Origin of the sequence: Hymenobacter siberiensis (assembly GCF_018967845.1) — a bacterium.
In the GTDB taxonomy this organism is placed as follows: domain Bacteria; phylum Bacteroidota; class Bacteroidia; order Cytophagales; family Hymenobacteraceae; genus Hymenobacter; species Hymenobacter siberiensis.
In genome coordinates this window covers 2,553,187-2,570,289 of the sequence record NZ_JAHLZZ010000001.1, presented here as the reverse complement: position 1 = coordinate 2,570,289, position 17,103 = coordinate 2,553,187, and the positions used below count along the sequence as shown (strand labels likewise).

Sequence of the window (17,103 nt, the reverse complement as noted above, 5' to 3'; positions counted from 1 at the left end):
GTCACCAACCTGCCCCACCTCCAGGCCCAAAAGACCCTCTGGACGCGGCAGATGCAGGCGCAAAAATTAATAGCACTCCGGGACACCTTCATTTCCGCTTCATGCCGGCGGGGGGAAGTTTGTACTGTCTTCCCACGATACAAGCTGCGCAGCTTCGCCCCTCCCACCCTGTGATGTGCGCTTTCGGCTTGGTTTGGAGCATGCAGATTTGCCGGTGGCCAAGGGCGTTTTGCTGTTTGAGCGAAGCCTTCCGTGCAGTATGTATACACCCAATCAGGCATCTCCCTCCCCGATGGCTTTTGTGAGATGATTTGCCAATCTCCCCGTGCCAGTGGGCCACGGTGCAGCTTCCCGGTCTGATTCATTACCGGCCAGCCGGCTTTCCCAAGGTATCGCGAACTTAGCCAACTGCCCGGTGCGACTACCTGAATTACCATTCCCTATGCAATACCACCCGCCTGTCACGTTACCCAAGGTTCTTATGAAAAGAGTAATCATGCTGCTGAGCTGCGGCGTTTTGTTCTACACCACCAGCTGCAAGGAAGAGAAGAAGGAAGTAGAAGAGCAGATTAAACTGGTCGCTACCAGCCCCTTGCAGAAGGACACCACCATTACCAAGGAGTACGTGGCCCAGGTGCATTCCTACCAGCGCATCGAGCTGCGGGCCCTGGAGAAAGGCTACCTGGAGAAGATTTTTGTGGACGAAGGCCAGCACGTTTCGCAGGGCCAAACCATGTTTCAGATTAAGCCCACGATATACCAGGCCGAGCTGAAAAAGTCGCAGGCCGAGGCGCACTACGTGCAAATGGAATACCAGAACACCAAGAAGCTGGCCGACAAGAACATCGTATCCAGCAGCGAGCTGGCCCTGGCACAGGCCAAGTACGACAAGGCCAACGCCGACGTATCGCTGGCCCAGACGCACCTGCAATTCACGACCGTGAAAGCGCCGTTCAGCGGTATCATGGACCACTTCCAAGGCCGCCTGGGCAGCCTCGTGGATGAGGGTGATTTGCTGACCACGCTCTCCGACAACAGCAAAATGTGGGTGTACTATAACGTGCCCGAAGCCGAATACCTGGCTTACAAGGAGCACGCCAAAGCCAGCGACAAGGCGGCGCATGTGAAGCTGCGGATGGCCAACAACGAGGTATTTGACCAAACCGGCATCGTGCAAACCATCGAGGCTGATTTCAATAACGAAACCGGCAACATCGCCTTCCGCGCCACCTTCCCCAACCCCGATGGCCTGCTGCGCAACGGCGAAACCGGCAGCGTGCTCATGACCGTGCCGCTGAAAGGGGCGCTGATTATCCCGCAGAAAGCCACCTTCGAGGTTCTGGAGAAAAAGTACGTTTTCGTGGTTGATAAAAACAACGTGGTGCACCAACGCGAAGTGGGCATCGCTTCCGAAATGCCCGACCTGTATGTTATCAAATCCGGCATCACCGCCACCGACCGCATTCTGCTGGAAGGCCTGCGGAAGGTGAAAGACGGCGATAAAATACGCTACGACTTCAAAGCCCCGCAGACGGTCATCTCGCATTTGAAGGTGTACAGCGAGTAACGTCCGCCGGTCGGACCGCCTAGGGCGGTCGGACCGGAGCAGGCGACGCCTTTTCCTACTATCAAACCAGCCAGCAGAATATGTTTAGTAAATTCATTCGTAGGCCAGTATTTGCCATTGTTATTTCAATTGTCATCCTGCTGATGGGCGGGCTGGCTATTATGAAATTGCCCACGTCGCAGTTTCCAGAGATTTCGCCGCCGCTCGTGATGGTGAGCGCGGCCTACCCCGGGGCCAGCGCCAAGGTGCTAACTGAATCGGTACTGATTCCGCTGGAGCAGGCCGTAAACGGCGTGCCGGGCATGAAGTACATGACTTCCGACGCCGTGAGCGCCGGCGAGGCCAACATTCAGATTGTCTTCAACCTGGGCACCGACCCCGACCAGGCCGTGGTGAACGTGAACACCCGCATCGCGCAGGTGCTCAACCGCCTGCCGATACTGGTGCAGCGCGAGGGCGTGATTGTGAACCGCGTGGTGCCTAACATGCTGATGTACGTGAACTTGTACTCAAAAGACAAGAACACGGACATGAAGTACCTGTTCAACTACGCCGGCGTGAACATGATACCCGAGCTGCAGCGCCTGGGCGGCATCGGCCGGGCCAGCATTCTGGGTAGCCGGCAGTACGCCATGCGTATCTGGCTGAAGCCCGACCGGATGCGGGCCTACAACATCTCCGTCGATGACGTGATGAAGGCGCTGGATGAACAATCCGTAATTGGCTCGCCGGGCCGGATTGGCCGCTCCGATGGCGGGCAGGCGCAGTCGCTGGAATACGTGCTCAGCTACAAGGGCCGCTTCAACGAAATAGACGAGTATAAAAACGTGATTCTCAAGGCCAACCCCAACGGGGAAAGCCTGCACCTGAAAGACGTGGCCAACGTGGAGCTGGGCTCGGAATTCTACGACATCTACTCCAACCTGAACCAGTACCCGTCGGCGGCCATCGTGCTGAAGCAGACCTACGGCTCGAACGCTTCGGATGTAATTAAAGAGGTGAAAGGCAAGCTGGAAGAGTTGAAAAAGACCTTCCCGCCGGGCATGGACTACAAAATCACCTACGACGTGTCGAACTTCCTCGACGCCTCGATTGAGAACGTGATTCACACCCTGCGCGACGCCTTTATTCTGGTGGCCCTGGTGGTGTTCCTGTTCCTCGGCGACTGGCGCTCCACGCTGATTCCGGCGCTAGCCGTGCCGGTGTCGCTGGTGGGCTCGTTCATGGCCATGCAAGCGTTTGGCCTCACCATCAACATGATTACGCTGTTTGCGCTGGTGCTTTCCATCGGTATCGTGGTCGATAACGCCATTGTGGTGATTGAGGCCGTGCACGCCAAGATGGAAAAAGACCATCTATCGCCTTACAATGCAGTCAAGCAGGTAGTTGGCGAAATCAGCGGAGCCATTATCGGCATCACCATCATGATGACGGCCGTGTTCATCCCAGTGTCGTTCATGAGCGGCCCGGTGGGCATTTTCTACCGCCAGTTCTCCATTACCATGGCCACGGCCATTGTGATTTCGGGCATCGTGGCCCTGACGCTGACGCCGGTGCTCTGCGCCATGATTCTGAAAAACCACCACGGCCAGCCCAAGAAGCAAACGCCCTTGCAGCGCTTCTTCGACTGGTTCAACCGGGGCTTTGAGAAGCTGACCAATGCCTACACCGGCCTGCTGTCGCGCATTGTGGCCAACCGGCTCATCACCTTCGGGATGCTGATTGCCTTCGGCCTTGGCATCTGGGCCATTGCGGCGAAGCTGCCGGCCGGCTTTATTCCGAGCGAAGACCAGGGCCTGATTTACGCCATTGTGCAGACGCCGCCCGGCACCACACTGGAGCAAACCAACGCCGTATCGCGGCGCCTGGCCGACTTGGCCAAGGACATTCCCGGCGTGGCTAACATCTCCTCGCTGGCCGGCTACGAAGTACTGACCGAAGGCCGGGGCTCGAACGCCGGTACGCTGCTACTCGACTTGAAGCCGTGGTCGGAACGCAAAGAATCAATTGCCGAAATCGTGGAAAACCTGGAGAAAAAGGCCAAGCAAATTCCCGGCGCAACCATCGAATTCTTCGAGCCGCCGGCAGTGCCAGGCTACGGCGCGGCGGGCGGTTTCCAGCTGCAATTGCTGGATAAAACTAACTCGGGCGACTACAAGGCGCTGGAAAAAGTGAACAATGAGTTCATGGTTCAGCTGAAAAAGCGCAAGGAGCTGGCCGGCCTGTTCACCTTCTTCTCGGCTGAATACCCGCAGTACGAGCTGAAAATCGACAACGAGCTGGCCATGCAGAAAGGCGTGAGCATCGGCAACGCCATGAATACACTGAGCATCATGGTGGGCTCGACCTACGAGTTGGGCTTCATCAAGTACCAGCGCTTCTTTAAGGTATACGTGCAGGCTTCGCCCGAATACCGGCGGCTGCCGGAGGACATCCTGAACATGTGGGCCAAAAACGACAAGGGCGAAATGGTGCCATTCTCGGCCTTCATGAAAATCGTGAAGTCGCAGGGGGCCAACGAAATCAACCGCTACAACATGTACACCACGGCCTCCATCCGGGGCGGCGCTGCTGCCGGCTACAGCTCGGGCGAAGCCCTCAAAGCCGTGCAGGAAGTGGCCAAGGGCCTGCCCCACGGCTACGACATCGACTGGGGCGGCCTGTCGAAAGACGAAGTGGGCCGTGGCAACGAATCGACCGTTATTTTCCTGGTCGTGCTGGTGTTTGTGTACCTGGTGCTGGCCGCGCAGTACGAAAGCTTCCTGCTGCCGCTGGCCGTTATTTTCTCGCTGGTGGCCGGGGTGTTCGGGTCGTTCCTGTTCATCAAAATGTTTGGCCTGGCCAACGATATCTACGCCCAGGTGGGCCTGGTCATGCTGGTAGGTCTGCTGGGTAAAAACGCGGTACTTATCGTGGAATTCGCGGCCCTGAAGCACGAGGAAGGCATGTCCGTCCGCGACGCGGCCATTGAAGGAGCCAAAGTGCGATTCCGCCCGATTCTGATGACTTCGTTCGCCTTCATCGCCGGCCTGATTCCGCTGGTGGTGGCCACTGGCGCGGGGGCCATCGGCAACCGCACCATCGGTAGCTCGGCGCTCGGCGGCATGCTGTTCGGCACGGTGTTCGGGGTAATAATCATCCCCGGCCTGTACTACTTCTTCGGCACGCTGGCTGGCGACAGCAAGCTGATTCGCGACGAAAACGAGTCGCCCATCCTCGAAGGTGTAGAGCCCCGCGTGAAGCTCGAGGAAATGGAGCCTTACGCCTAGTGGCATCGGTGCCGATTGAACGATGTAGGGGCGGGGCTTGTCCCCGCCCGGTCGTTGAACGGAATCGTTGAAACTGCGCGAACGTCCGGGCGGGGGCAAGCCCCGCCCCTACATAGCATAATGCCAACCCTTTGCAATAACACGGCAAGCTAAAGCTTACCGCACTAGTATGCTTAAAAAACGAATTTATCAATGCCTCGGCGCGGCCAGCCTGGCCCTCGCCGTGGGGGCCTGCAAAACGCCCGAGCTAGTGGTGAAGAACGAAAGCCGCAACGTGCCGGCCAGCTATTCGACTGCCACCGCCACCTCGGCCGCTTCCCTCGACAGCGCCAACACGGCCAGCGTGCAGTGGAAGCAGTTTTTCACCGACCCCAACCTGCAGGCGCTGATTGGCACCGCCCTGCAAAACAACCAGGAGCTGAACATCACGCTCCAGGAAATCGAGATTGCCAAAAACGAAATCCGCGCCCGCCAGGGCGAGTATTTACCTTTCGTGCGACTCGGGGCCCGGGCCGATGTGGAGAAAGTGGGCAAATACACGCTGCAAGGCGCGACTGAGGAGAAAATCGACATCAAGGAAGGCCGCCGCACGCCCGACCCGCTCACCAACTTCCAGTTGGGCGCGTTTGCCACCTGGGAGGTCGATATCTGGCACAAGCTGCGCAACGCCAGGAAGGCCGCGGCCATCCGCTACCTGGCCACTGTGGAGGGCAAAAACTTCATGGTGACCAACCTGATTGCCGAAATCGCTAACTCGTATTATGAGTTACTTGCCTACGACAATCAGCTGGCCATCGTGCAGCAAAATATTGGCATCCAGAGCAATGCGCTGGAGCTGGTGAAGTTCCAGAAAGAATCGGCCCGCACCACCGAGCTGGCCGTGAAACGCTTCGAGGCCCAGGTGCAGCACACCAAAGCCCTGCAGTTCAAGCTTCAGCAAAGCATCGTCGAAACCGAGAACCGGCTGAACTACCTGGCCGGCCGCTACCCGCAACCGGTGGCACGCAACGCGCAGTCGTTCAACGACCGGCTGCCGGCGACCATCCAGGCCGGCTCGCCCGCGCAGCTGCTGGCCAACCGCCCCGATATCCGGCAGGCCGAGCAGCAGCTCACGGCCGCTAAAATCGATGTGCAGGTGGCCCGCGCCAACTTCTACCCCTCGCTGGGCATCACGGGCGGCGTCGGCCTGGCGGCCTTCACGCCTGGCCTGCTGGTATCCTCGCCCCAGTCGTTGCTCTACGCGCTGGGTGCCGACCTGGCCGGCCCGCTGTTTAATCGTAACGGCATTAAGGCGTTCTACTACAACGCCAACGCCCTGCAAACGCAGGCCGTGTACCGCTACGAAAAGACCGTGCTAAACGCCTACGTCGAAGTATCGAACCAGGTATCTGGCATCAGCAACCTGGCCCAGAGCTACGACGCGAAAGCCAAGGAAGTAGCAGCCCTCAACCAGTCGGTGGAAATTTCCAACAGCCTCTTCCGCTACGCCCGCGCCGACTACACAGAAGTTCTCTTCACCCAGCGCGAAGCCCTGGAATCGAAGTTCGACCTCATCGAAACCCGCATGCAGCAGCTCAACGCCTCGGTGAACGTGTACCGCGCCCTGGGCGGCGGCTGGAAGTAATCAGGCCCCGCAAGTAGCTAAAGCAGCTATTGCCGCATAGAGAAACGCCCCGCAACGAATTCGTTGCGGGGCGTTTTCAGTTTTTGGGGCTTGCGAATGCGCTTTATATTCAATTCCTCTACTAGAAAGGTAAGCCTACATTCTTCTTAAATATTAAACAGAATGCTTCACCGGCTTGTCCATACAGCTTCTCATAACCATCTAGGTTATCTATGTACTCGTTAAGTTGGCAGTTTGTTAATAGACTTGTTGCGAGCTATTAATCAAAGATTTAAGCTGAAATTCCACAAGCCCGCACACACTCCCAGCACGTCATTGTACAGGTTCAAATTATGCAAACGTAATCGGTCTTCCAAAATTCGATAACGTTTCAATCCGCCAATGCTATGCTCTACGGTAATTCGTTCACTTGCTTGTTTTGTATTTATTTCTCGTTGTTCATCGGTGAGTTCTTTCCCTTTCGGCTTTTTGATAGGAATAAAAACTTTCCGGCAAACGTAGTCTTTCGCGAAGCCCAAAAACCCCAGGTCCAACCGCACCTTGAACTTTTTAAACCACTCTTTATCAACTGGTAAAATGCTTTTTAGCACACTGTAGTCGTGGTGTCTTCCGCCGTAACAACGGCTGATAAAACCAATCCAGCGAATGGTCGTTGAAATAACTATCTCTTTTACGGCGTGCATTTTTTTTACCGCTATAGTAGTCTTTTTGCATCTCTTTATTTCCTGGTCGTTGCTTGCGTTGCTCCGTTCCATCGACCAATAACGTCTCGTGTTCCTGAAAATAGGCTTCAAATTCGGCCACTGTCGTAAATTCCCGCTTTGGCGCATGCCCGGTTTGCTCCAGCGCTTCTTGGAGCATCGTAATGCCTAATTCCTGGTTGCGTTTCGCGTTGGAACCGTCCATCCCACTGACCAATCCCAACAAATCATACGTCAAGTTTCCTTTGAAGCTGAATAGGGTGAAAAGCAGTAATTCTTCTTCTGTTTTAAGGACTACTTCATACGGCGCAAAAGCCCCACGTTCAATCATATCTGTTCCATTCAACCGAAAATACGCCTGCTTAAAATGCGCCAAAAGCTGCGCAAAACGCTCCGCCGTGAGTCCCGTGGCAGCACGCCATTTACGCGAAGTAGTGAGGTTTTTTACGGAAAAGTTCATGTTCTAAATTTAAGTACAGTTTGTCGAAAATTCCGCACTTCACTCACTTCGCAACAAGTCTAATATATTCTGACAATACGCCAAATTAGCCGATAATAATACTAGACTTGTTGCGAGCTATTAATCACAGATTTAAGCTGAAATTCCACAAGCCCGCACACACTCCCAGCACGTCATTGTACAGGTTCAAATTATGCAAACGTAATCGGTCTTCCAAAATTCGATAACGTTTCAATCCGCCAATGCTATGCTCTACGGTAATTCGTTCACTTGCTTGTTTTGTATTTATTTCTCGTTGTTCATCGGTGAGTTCTTTCCCTTTCGGCTTTTTGATAGGAATAAAAACTTTCCGGCAAACGTAGTCTTTCGCGAAGCCCAAAAACCCCAGGTCCAACCGCACCTTGAACTTTTTAAACCACTCTTTATCAACTGGTAAAATGCTTTTTAGCACACTGTAGTCGTGGTGTCTTCCGCCGTAACAACGGCTGATAAAACCAATCCAGCGAATGGTCGTTGAAATAACTATCTCTTTTACGGCGTGTATTTTTTTTTACCGCTATAGTAGTCTTTTTGCATCTCTTTATTTCCTGGTCGTTGCTTGCGTTGCTCTGTTCCATCGACCAATAACGTCTCGTGTTCCTGAAAATAGGCTTCAAATTCGGCCACTGTCGCAAATTCCCGCTTTGGCGCATGCCCGGTTTGCTCCAGCGCTTCTTGGAGCACCGTAATGCCTAATTCCTGGTTGCGTTTCGCGTTGGAACCGTCCATCCCACTGACCAATCCCAACAAATCATACGTCAAGTTTGCTTTGAAGCTGAATAGGGTGAAAAGCAGTAATTCTTCTTCTGTTTTAAGGACTACTTCATACGGCGCAAAAGCCCCACGTTCAATCATATCTGTTCCATTTAACCGAAAATACGCCTGCTTAAAATGCGCCAAAAGCTGCGCAAAACGCTCCGCCGTGAGTCCCGTGGCAGCACGCCATTTACGCGAAGTAGTGAGGTTTTTTACGGAAAAGTTCATGTTCTAAATTTAAGTACAGTTTGTCGAAAATTCCGCACTTCACTCACTTCGCAACAAGTCTACTATAAGTGCAGTGGCAATTTGCTTGCTAAACATTTGTGTGTATTTTAAATTTTTTGCACTAATTGATAAACAGTCGCCCCTACCATGAGAATATGTGTATTAAGAGCGAATTATTAGCGGTAATCTACTGATTTTCTGCTGCGCGAACTTCGTTAATACTCAATCGCCTCAATCCCAAGTTGCTTCAGTCGCTCAAGGTGCTCCTTCATGGCGTTGAGTTGTTCGGGGGCGTGTCCCTGCCAATCGGTGACTTTCCCGGTTACCCGGAGCGGGCTTTTGGAACGGTAGGACCTAGTGGGATTGACAGATAGCTCCTCATGCTGGTCCGTCTCCGTGGTCGCCCGATGGTTGGTGCGGCAATTTATCCAACTGTAGCCGAACATCTCGTCTGACAGCTTAAAAACCCGGTGCCGCTGAAGGCCGCCACAAAACCACCCCACCGATACCGGGTTATCATAACCCCGCCCCACTCCCGGGCGTATTTCCGTCAGCCAACGCCTGCCCCATGACCGAACTGCAACGCCTGCTCCTCGCCTACGACCGCCACCGCGCCGAGGCCCGCCCCTGCGCCCTGGCCACGGTGGTCGAGGTGCTGGGCTCGGCCTACCGCCGCCCCGGCGCCCGCATGCTCGTCACCGAAGACGGCGAGCTGACCGGGGCCATCAGCGGCGGCTGCCTGGAGGGCGATGCCCGCCAGCGGGCCCGTCAGGCCATTTTCCGGGGCCAGCCCGCGCTGGTCACCTACGATACCCGCGACGAGGACGACCCGCGCCATGGCCTCGGCCCCGGCTGCCAGGGCGTGGTCCGCATCCTGCTGGAGCCGCTGGATTTTACTGCGCCCGACAACCCCGTGGAACTGCTGCGCGGGTTCGCCCAGCACCCCGAGCCGGCGGTGCTGGCCACGGTGTTCGAAACTGATACTTCGGGCCTGAAGGCGGCGGTGGGGCAGCGGGTGCTGCTTTCGGCGGCCGGCGCGCTGCGCGGCAGCCCTATGCTGGCCGGCCCGCTGGCCGGGGCCGCCCGCGCCACGCTGGCGCAGGGCCTTTCGCAGGTACTTGATATTGAAACCGATGCCGGCCCGGTGCGGGCGCTGCTGGAAGTGCTGGTGCCGCCGCTGCGCCTCGTAGTGTACGGCGCGGGCAACGACGCTCAGCCGCTGGTTCACCTGGCTGCCTCGCTCGGCTGGCACATAACGGTGGTGGATGGCCGCCCCAATCTGGCCACGGCCGCCCGTTTCCCGGAGGCGGCGGAGGTTCGCATTGTGCCCGTGCGCGAGCTGGAAACGCAGGTGCCCGATGCGGGCGCTTACCACGTTCTGCTCAGCCACAACTACGCCTACGATTTGGCCGCGCTGCAAACCCTGCTGCCCACGGCCGCGCCCTACATCGGCCTGCTGGGGCCCCGCGCCAAAGCCGGCCGGCTGCTGGAAGAGATGGAATTGCCTGCAGCTGAAACCGCCGATTTGCTGCAAAACCGCCTGCACAGCCCCATCGGCCTCGATTTGGGCAGCGAAACGCCCGAAGAAATAGCCCTGGCCATCGTGGCCGAAATTCAGGCCCAACGCCACCAGCGCAACGGCCGGCCGCTGCGCGAGCGGGTCGGTACGGTGCATGCCCCGCTGGTACCGCTGATGGCCTCGGCGGCCGGTGCGGCTGGTTAACCTCGATTACCAGCATCGCCTATTCCACTAAAAAGGCCCGCGTCGATGGACGCGGGCCTTTCTGATTTCGGCTCCGATTGAGGTGCTTACTTCACGTTGAACAGCAAGCCCACGTACACCAGCCGGCCAATTTGCGGGCCGCCGATAATCTGGATGTTCGCGTCGTCGAATAGGTTCGAGCCGCCGAGTTGCAGCGTGGTGGCAATTTTGGGCAGGGTGTAGCCCAGGTAGGCATCGGCGGTGCGGTAAGTATGCACCTGGCCGGCGGCGAAGGGCATTTCCTGGTAGTGGCCTTCAATCCAGCGGTAGTTCACCGAGTAGGTCAGGTTTTTCAGCACGGTACCGTTGGCTCCCACGTTGAACTTGTGTTTCGGCGTGTTGAAGAACGTGCGGAAACCATTGGGCAGGTTGCTGCGGTCCAGCACATTCAGCGAGTAGTTGCCGGTCAGGTTCAGGCCACGGTTCAGGTAGTAGGTCAGGGCGAAGGTGGCCCCCTGCGTCCGTACCTCCTGGGCGAAGTTGTAGGAAGCGAAAATGATACGGGCCGACGAGGCCTTGGAATCGGTGAAACCCGACTGCAGGCCGGCATTCACCTGCTGCTCGGTGGGGCGGGTGCCGTCCACGTTGCCCACGAATGCCGTGCCGCCGATAAATTCGTTGTAGCGGCTGTTGAAATAGCTGGCATCAACGTACACATTCGGCAGAATTGCGCCCTTGTAGCCCACTTCCACCGTGTTCACGCGCTCCAGGCGCAGCTTGTCGAACGATACCTGGAAGCCGGCCAGCGGCGTCACGCCCGGCGTGTACGACTGCCCCTGGGCATTGGCGAAGCCGTAGCCCTGAAAGCCATTGCCCACGTTGCCCAGCAGAATGAACGAGCGTTGGTCCGACAATAGGTACTGGTCGGTTTGCGAGGGGCTGCGGAAGGCCTGCCCGTAGCTGGCCCGGAAGTTATGCTGCTTGCGCTCGCCCACCGAGTACACGGCGGCCACGCGGGGCGAAAACGAAGGGTCGAAATTCTTGAAAGCATCGACCCGGCCCGCGAAGGCCAGCTTCAGGCGGTCGTCGAGCAGCGTTTGGGTGAGCTGGGCGTAGCCGCCAAACTCGTGGTTCAGAATGCGCTCCCCATTGGTATCGGCAAAGAGCAAGCCATCGGAGCCCAGCCGGTACTGGCGGTAGGCCCCGCCCACAATCAGGCCGGTGTTGTGGCCGAGCACGAAGTTGTGCTGGGCGCTGGCATCATTCAGGTACGAGTTGAAATTTTGCTGGGCCCCGTAGCCGGGGCGTTTATCATTCACCACCTGGTCGCGCAGCACCGTGTAGCGCGGGTCGGTGCTCTTGAGCTGGGTGGCATCGGCGGCCGTTTTGGCAATGGCCAGGGCTTCGGCCGGGCTTTTGCCCAGGGCAGTGCGGGCCTGCGTGTACACCTGGTTGTAGGTGCCAAAATACTGCTGCGCGTAGTTCAGCGAGCTGCCTTCGGCGGTGGGCAGCGTCAGCATCCGGGCGCTAAGCTGGGTCAGCTCGTAGCTGCTGCCGGTAAAATCCTGGGTCGAGTACAGGCGAATAAAGCCCTTCGAGCTCTTCAGCTCGGCCCGGTACTGGTTCGTACCCAAGCCCTTCACGCGAAATCGACTCAGGTTTTGGTAAGTGGCAGTTCCTTCGCCGCGCTTGGCTTCCACGGTCAGCTTCAGGTCGCTGTTGAAGAGGTACGACACCGCGCCCTGCACCCGGTACGACTTCGTTTTCTGGTCGCCCGCAATCAGCTCCTGCTCCGTGAAGCCGGGCATGTACACAGTTTTGCCGTACAGCTACGGATTCACGATGTAGCCGACCGCCGGCTGGTTCTGGTAGGGCGTGTAGAGATTGCTGAGTTCACCGTAGCGGTTCACGGCATCATAGCCCAGGGGCGAATTCGCGGGGTTAAGCGACGTATTATTGGCCTCGTAGTTGTTGGCAATCCAGTCGTTGGCCTGAAACACGCTGCCGTTTATTTTGAAGGCCAGCTTTTCGCTCAGCTTCTTGGCATAGCGTACCTGCCCATCCAGTAGGTTGCGCTGGCCGCCCCGCAGGCGCAGGCTCAGGCCCTCGTACACAAACGGGTCTTTCGAATTGAAGAGCACCACGCCGCTCAGCGCGTTCGAACCGTACAGAGCCGACGCCGGACCGTGCACAATCTCAATGCTTTCCATGTCCAGCTCCGGGATGCCCACCAGGTTGCCGGGGCTCAGGTTGAGCGACGGCAGGGCCGTATCCATGTAATCCACCAGCTGAATCACGCGCTCCGATTTGGCCGTATTGAAGCCGCGCGTGCTGATGCTGGTAAACAGCATCGAGGCCGAGCTCACATCGATACCCGCCAAGTTGCCCAGGCCCGAGAGCACCTCCGGCGTACTGATGCGCTCTACCTGCTTGGCCGAAACCTTGTCGATGGTTACCGGGGCCCGCATGATATTTTCCTCGACCCGCGAGGCCGAAACCACCGTTTCGCTCAGCATGGTAGCACTCGGCACCATGGCCACATTTATCTGGTCTTCGGGCTTTTGCAGCAATATCGTCTGCGTTTCGTAGCCCACGTAGGCTACCACCAGTTCCACCGGCCCGTTGGCAAACGAGCGGGTCAGGTCGAAATGCCCATCCTGATTGGTGCTCGTGCCAATGTACGTTCCTTTGATAAACACGGTAGCGCCGGGCAGCGGCTCGCCGGCGTTCGTAGTTATCGCCCCGCCAATGTGGCCTTCCACCGGCTCAGGCATCCGGCGTACTTTGGCAGCTTTGGTATTGGTATTGGGGTGATGTGGTAATGGCCCGGGAGTGGGCCGAGCCAGTGCAGTAGCAGGTGCCAAGGCGGTCACCAATAATGCAGCGTATATCTTACTCATTCTGTTTATTAATACTGTTTATTAGAAAAAACAAAATTATGCCTGCCCCGCAGCATGCCCTTTCTATTTTCGCCAAAGTATGGTTATTGGCAGTTAAACAGCATCAAAACGATGACTAACCTTTTTCGATATCCATAACGAATTTGAATAGTTATAAGTAAAATCACTTACAATCGCCTTTAAAAACAACTATTAAACCACCCGCAGCTGTAAAATTTTGCAAATTCGTCATTTGAGCATTTATAACTAATCCCATGATATAGAATTCAAATAGCTAGCAAATCACATTAAAACGCTAAACATCAGCAAGTGCATCACTTGCTATAATGCAATTTGTATCCGCGATTTATCACCCTCAACTACTCACTCGAAATCTCGTCAGGACAGACTAAGCTACTGGGCCGAAACCCGATAGCTCAGCGTCAGACGCAACGTCGTTCCTTTTTCCAGGCGCGGGCTGAGCGGGGTTGGGGCCTGGCCGAGCCCGATGTAGTCGAGGGTAGCGGGCCATTGGTCATCTTTGGCATACACCTCCAGCCGCCGCGTTGCCGCATAGGCGGCAGTGGCCCGCAGCGCCCAATGGGTACTCAAATACGCTTCGGCAAACAGCCCGTAATGCCCCTGCTGGTACTGGAAGTACTGGTCGTTGTTCACCAGCCGGTAGGCCGTGTTGATGCCAATCAGGTTGAAGCCCATATTGACGCGGGGCGTGGCGGCATAGCTGGCCGTGAAGGAGGTGGGCAAGTCGCCAAAAAGCCGCCAGCGCTGCCCCAGCCGCCAGTCGAGACCCAGCAGCAGCACGTACTGCGGCCCAAAGAACTACTGCCGGTAGCCCACCCACCGTGAGGCGATAGGCCCGGCGGGCATTGGCGCGGTAGGCGGCGCGCACCACGCCGCCCCAGGTCACGTCGGCCCCGCGCACCTCGCGCAGGTTGGAGTTGAGGGCGGGCAGCACCAGGGCCGTGAGCTAGGTGCGGGGCGAAAGGCGCTGCCGGCAACCCAGCACCGGCGTGATGCCGTACACATTATACACCTCAAAACCAGGCTTTTTACCACTAAAACGCAATGTTTCGAGATTGAGGCCGGCCTACTCTACCCTACTATTTTTCAGGTACAAAAACGGGGCAGCCCGACCTTTGGGGTTACGACACCACCAAAAAACCGTTCTGCCCCGTGAAGCAACACTTCGCTGCTAAAATTACGACGCTTTTGCAACAGGCCCCGTTTGTGGGCCACTTGTCCCGCCAAAAGTTTGTGGGCCAGTTCATTCTTGGCCTGATAAAGAGCCGCAACGTGCAATTCGGCGAGGTGGCCCAGCACCTCAATGACGCGGCCAAGCCCGCCTCGAACGAAACGCGCATTCAGGACTTTTTCCGCGAAGTAGACCTCAATTACGTACTGTTGGCCAGGCTTTTACTGAGTTTGTTGCCTGCGCAGGGCAAGCTGCGCTTATGCCTCGACCGCACGGAGTGGGACTTCGGCCAGTGCCAGGTGAACATCCTGCTCGTCACCGTCGGCACGGGCGAGGTCCACGTGCCCCTTTATTGGCACCTGCTCGACAACCGCAGCGGCAACTCCAACGCCGCCGACCGCATCGCGGTGCTCGAAAAGTGCCTGGCCTTGCTGGGCAAAGACCGCATCGGCCTGGTCGTGGGCGACCGGGAATTTGTCGGCCATGCGTGGTTCAAGTGGCTCAAAGACAATGGGCTTAATTTTGTCATGCGCGTGCCCAAGCACCACTGCCTGACCCACGCCGACGGCCGCCGGCAGGCCGTGGCCGACCTGGGCCTGGTGCCGGGGCAGGTGCGCCGCTTCGCCCACGTGCAGGTCGACGGGGTCTGGGGACAGGCCTGGGTCAAGGCCGTGGCGGCGGACGCGTTTGTCTTCCTGTTTGCCACGGCCGGCCTGAACCACCTCGCGCAACTCTATGCCAAGCGCTGGACGATTGAGCAATGCTTTCAAAATCTGAAAGGGCGGGGCTTTAACCTGGAAGCCACCCACTTGCGCTGTTTCCAAAAGCTGCGCAAGCTCGTGGCCCTGGTCAGCCTGGCCTACGCGTTTTGTCTGGGCGTGGGCGCGGCCGCCCACGGCGGCCGCCAGCCCATTGCCCGCAAAAACCACGGCTACCGGGCCGCCAGCCTGAGCCGCCACGGCCTCAATCTGCTCCGCCAACTCGCCCGCCCGCTGACCCTGCCCGAGGACCCATTGGCCCGCTTGGTTGAAACGCTACTGAACTGGATTACGAGGCAACTTGCTAAAAATCAATTACTAAAAATAGTAGGGTAGAGTAAGGCCGGCCAATGCCGCGTGCGACGTATCGGCCGCCACGGCCACGGGCACAATGAGGCTGACCCGGAAAACATCGCCCCGGAACGTGTCTCCATTGCCGCTGGCCAGCTTCAGGGGCAGTACCTCATAGCTCAGGCCAATGCCCTCGGCGTAGCCCTGCGCCCGGCCGAGGACCGGAATAAGCAGGCAGGCACTGAGCAGCAGGGCCGGCAGCCGCCGGACAGTAGTAGTGCAGACACGGAGTAATCTGGGTAGAATTCAGCGACAAATAAAAGCGCAATTATCCAATAGCCAGCGCTCTACTTTTACAGCCTGGCTTTTTGCCAGCCCAACCGACTATTCATGCTTTCCAGCATGGCGCATCTGCTACTCATTCATTGCCCCGACAAGCCGGGCCTGTTTATAACGTCACAGGCGTGCCGTTCAAGCACGGCCTCAACATTATCCGCAACGGCGAATTTGTGGAGCGCGACGGCAACCACTTTTCATGCGTACCGAGGTAGCCGGCGCGTTCGACCCGGAGGCACTCCAGGCCGATTTGCGCGCGGCGCTCCCGTCTTCGGCCGTAATCCGCCTCACCACCAACCAGCCCAAAAACATTGTGCTAGCTGAATGCCCGCGTGCTGGCCGTTATCAGCAACTACGAGGTACTCGGCGACCTCACCCGCAAGTTCAATATCCCCTTCCACTACCTGCCCCACGCCGACCGCTCCCGCGAAGCGCACGAGGCCGAAGTACTGGCCGTACTGGCCCAATACCAGCCCGATTTCGTATTGCTGGCCAAGTATATGCGTACCCTGACTTCCAATTTTATGCCGCACTACTCCAACCGGCTTATCAACATTCACCACTCCTTTCTGCCGGCCTTTGTGGGGGCCAGCCCCTATGCGCAGGCCTACGCCCGGGGCATGAAAATTATCGGGGCCACCGCCCATTTCGTCAACGAGCAGTTCGACCAAAGCCCCATCATCGCCCAGAACGTCATTCCCATCGACCACACCCAGAGCGCCCACGAAATGGCCCAGGCCGGCCGCGACGTGGAGAAAATCGTGCTGGCCCGCTCCCTCAGAATGGTATTCGACGAACAGGTATTTGTGCACGGCAACAAAACCGTGATTTTCGACTGAAACCGGTAGCCGGCCCACAGCGCAGGTACTACACCAAACCGGGCTGCCCACTTTCGTGAGCAGCCCGGTTTCTTTATTCCGAATGCCTGACGCAGCGTTATTCGCCCCGGCTACGGCCACCGCCGCCATGGTTACCGCCGCCATTGCCACCACCCCGGTTACCGCCGCCGTAGCTGCCGCCCCGGCGGCCACCATCGTAATGGTAGCTGCCCCGGCCCGACCGGTAGTAAGGCTGGCGATACACCGGCCGCACCACCACCGGACGGGGAGCGTAGTACGGGCGGCCATAGCCGTAGTAGGCCGGGCCGGAAGGATAATAATCGTAGCCGGTACCAACCGAAGCCACGCAGCCACCCAACATGAGCAAACTTATACTGAGTGCGAAAATGATGGATTTAGCTTTCATGGTATAGATACGTGCCGAAGCACGGCGATTGACGG

Annotated in this window: 15 protein-coding genes; 7 read left to right on the top strand and 8 right to left on the bottom strand. The window is 57.4% G+C overall.

What is annotated here, in order from left to right:
• The first annotated feature begins 481 nt into the window (after positions 1–481).
• The 3 genes from KQ661_RS11080 to KQ661_RS11070 all read left to right on the top strand — a co-directional run bounded on the left by KQ661_RS11080 (position 482) and on the right by KQ661_RS11070 (position 6,460).
• The gene (locus KQ661_RS11080) at positions 482–1,567 is read left to right on the top strand and encodes an efflux RND transporter periplasmic adaptor subunit (RefSeq protein ID WP_216680674.1); all 1,086 of its coding nucleotides are present in this window, start codon (positions 482–484) and stop codon (positions 1,565–1,567) included.
• Positions 1,568–1,647: 80 nt separating this feature from the next.
• Positions 1,648–4,836 carry an efflux RND transporter permease subunit gene (locus tag KQ661_RS11075; protein ID WP_216680673.1) on the top strand — a complete coding sequence of 1,063 codons (3,189 nt, stop codon included), beginning with the start codon at positions 1,648–1,650 and terminating at the stop codon, positions 4,834–4,836.
• 169 nt (positions 4,837–5,005) lie between these two features.
• Complete coding sequence (locus KQ661_RS11070; RefSeq protein WP_216686433.1) at positions 5,006–6,460, top strand: TolC family protein; 1,455 nt, start codon at positions 5,006–5,008, stop codon at positions 6,458–6,460.
• Between the two features lie 263 nt (positions 6,461–6,723).
• Here KQ661_RS11070 and KQ661_RS11065 read toward each other — a convergent pair whose 3' ends face one another.
• From KQ661_RS11065 to KQ661_RS11050, 4 genes are all read right to left on the bottom strand, one after another.
• Positions 6,724–7,143 (bottom strand): transposase family protein, encoded by a 420-nt coding sequence (locus KQ661_RS11065; RefSeq protein WP_216680677.1) that lies wholly within the window; start codon positions 7,141–7,143, stop codon positions 6,724–6,726.
• Positions 7,025–7,621: a transposase family protein gene (locus KQ661_RS11060; protein ID WP_216686432.1), complete on the bottom strand. Its 597-nt coding sequence runs from the start codon at positions 7,619–7,621 to the stop codon at positions 7,025–7,027. The genes KQ661_RS11065 and KQ661_RS11060 overlap by 119 nt, the downstream gene beginning before the upstream one ends.
• Positions 7,622–7,745: 124 nt before the next feature.
• Positions 7,746–8,111 carry a transposase family protein gene (locus KQ661_RS11055; protein WP_317196152.1) on the bottom strand — a complete coding sequence of 122 codons (366 nt, stop codon included), beginning with the start codon at positions 8,109–8,111 and terminating at the stop codon, positions 7,746–7,748.
• A 41-nt stretch (positions 8,112–8,152) separates the two neighbouring features.
• Complete coding sequence (locus tag KQ661_RS11050; protein WP_216686431.1) at positions 8,153–8,644, bottom strand: transposase family protein; 492 nt, start codon at positions 8,642–8,644, stop codon at positions 8,153–8,155.
• A 568-nt stretch (positions 8,645–9,212) separates the two neighbouring features.
• On the opposite strand from KQ661_RS11050, the gene KQ661_RS11045 reads away from it, so the two are divergent.
• Complete coding sequence (locus KQ661_RS11045; protein WP_216686430.1) at positions 9,213–10,367, top strand: XdhC family protein; 1,155 nt, start codon at positions 9,213–9,215, stop codon at positions 10,365–10,367.
• A gap of 86 nt (positions 10,368–10,453) precedes the next feature.
• On the opposite strand, the gene KQ661_RS11040 is transcribed toward KQ661_RS11045, so the two are convergent.
• From KQ661_RS11040 to KQ661_RS11030, 3 genes are all read right to left on the bottom strand, one after another.
• The gene (locus KQ661_RS11040; protein ID WP_216686429.1) at positions 10,454–12,154 is read right to left on the bottom strand and encodes a TonB-dependent receptor plug domain-containing protein; all 1,701 of its coding nucleotides are present in this window, start codon (positions 12,152–12,154) and stop codon (positions 10,454–10,456) included.
• Positions 12,155–12,175: 21 nt separating this feature from the next.
• Positions 12,176–13,210: a carboxypeptidase-like regulatory domain-containing protein gene (locus KQ661_RS11035; protein ID WP_216686428.1), complete on the bottom strand. Its 1,035-nt coding sequence runs from the start codon at positions 13,208–13,210 to the stop codon at positions 12,176–12,178.
• Between the two features lie 429 nt (positions 13,211–13,639).
• The gene (locus KQ661_RS11030; protein WP_216686427.1) at positions 13,640–14,047 is read right to left on the bottom strand and encodes a hypothetical protein; all 408 of its coding nucleotides are present in this window, start codon (positions 14,045–14,047) and stop codon (positions 13,640–13,642) included.
• Positions 14,048–14,419: 372 nt separating this feature from the next.
• On the opposite strand from KQ661_RS11030, the gene KQ661_RS11025 reads away from it, so the two are divergent.
• The 3 genes from KQ661_RS11025 to KQ661_RS22145 all read left to right on the top strand — a co-directional run bounded on the left by KQ661_RS11025 (position 14,420) and on the right by KQ661_RS22145 (position 16,662).
• On the top strand, positions 14,420–15,532 hold the full coding sequence (locus KQ661_RS11025) for an IS4 family transposase (RefSeq protein ID WP_216686426.1): 1,113 nt from the start codon (positions 14,420–14,422) through the stop codon (positions 15,530–15,532).
• Positions 15,533–15,553: 21 nt separating this feature from the next.
• Complete coding sequence (locus tag KQ661_RS11020; protein ID WP_216686425.1) at positions 15,554–15,781, top strand: hypothetical protein; 228 nt, start codon at positions 15,554–15,556, stop codon at positions 15,779–15,781.
• Positions 15,782–16,155: 374 nt separating this feature from the next.
• Positions 16,156–16,662 (top strand): formyltetrahydrofolate deformylase, encoded by a 507-nt coding sequence (locus tag KQ661_RS22145; RefSeq protein ID WP_317196096.1) that lies wholly within the window; start codon positions 16,156–16,158, stop codon positions 16,660–16,662.
• Between the two features lie 97 nt (positions 16,663–16,759).
• On the opposite strand, the gene KQ661_RS11010 is transcribed toward KQ661_RS22145, so the two are convergent.
• The gene (locus KQ661_RS11010; RefSeq protein WP_216680666.1) at positions 16,760–17,068 is read right to left on the bottom strand and encodes a hypothetical protein; all 309 of its coding nucleotides are present in this window, start codon (positions 17,066–17,068) and stop codon (positions 16,760–16,762) included.
• Positions 17,069–17,103 lie beyond the last annotated feature (35 nt).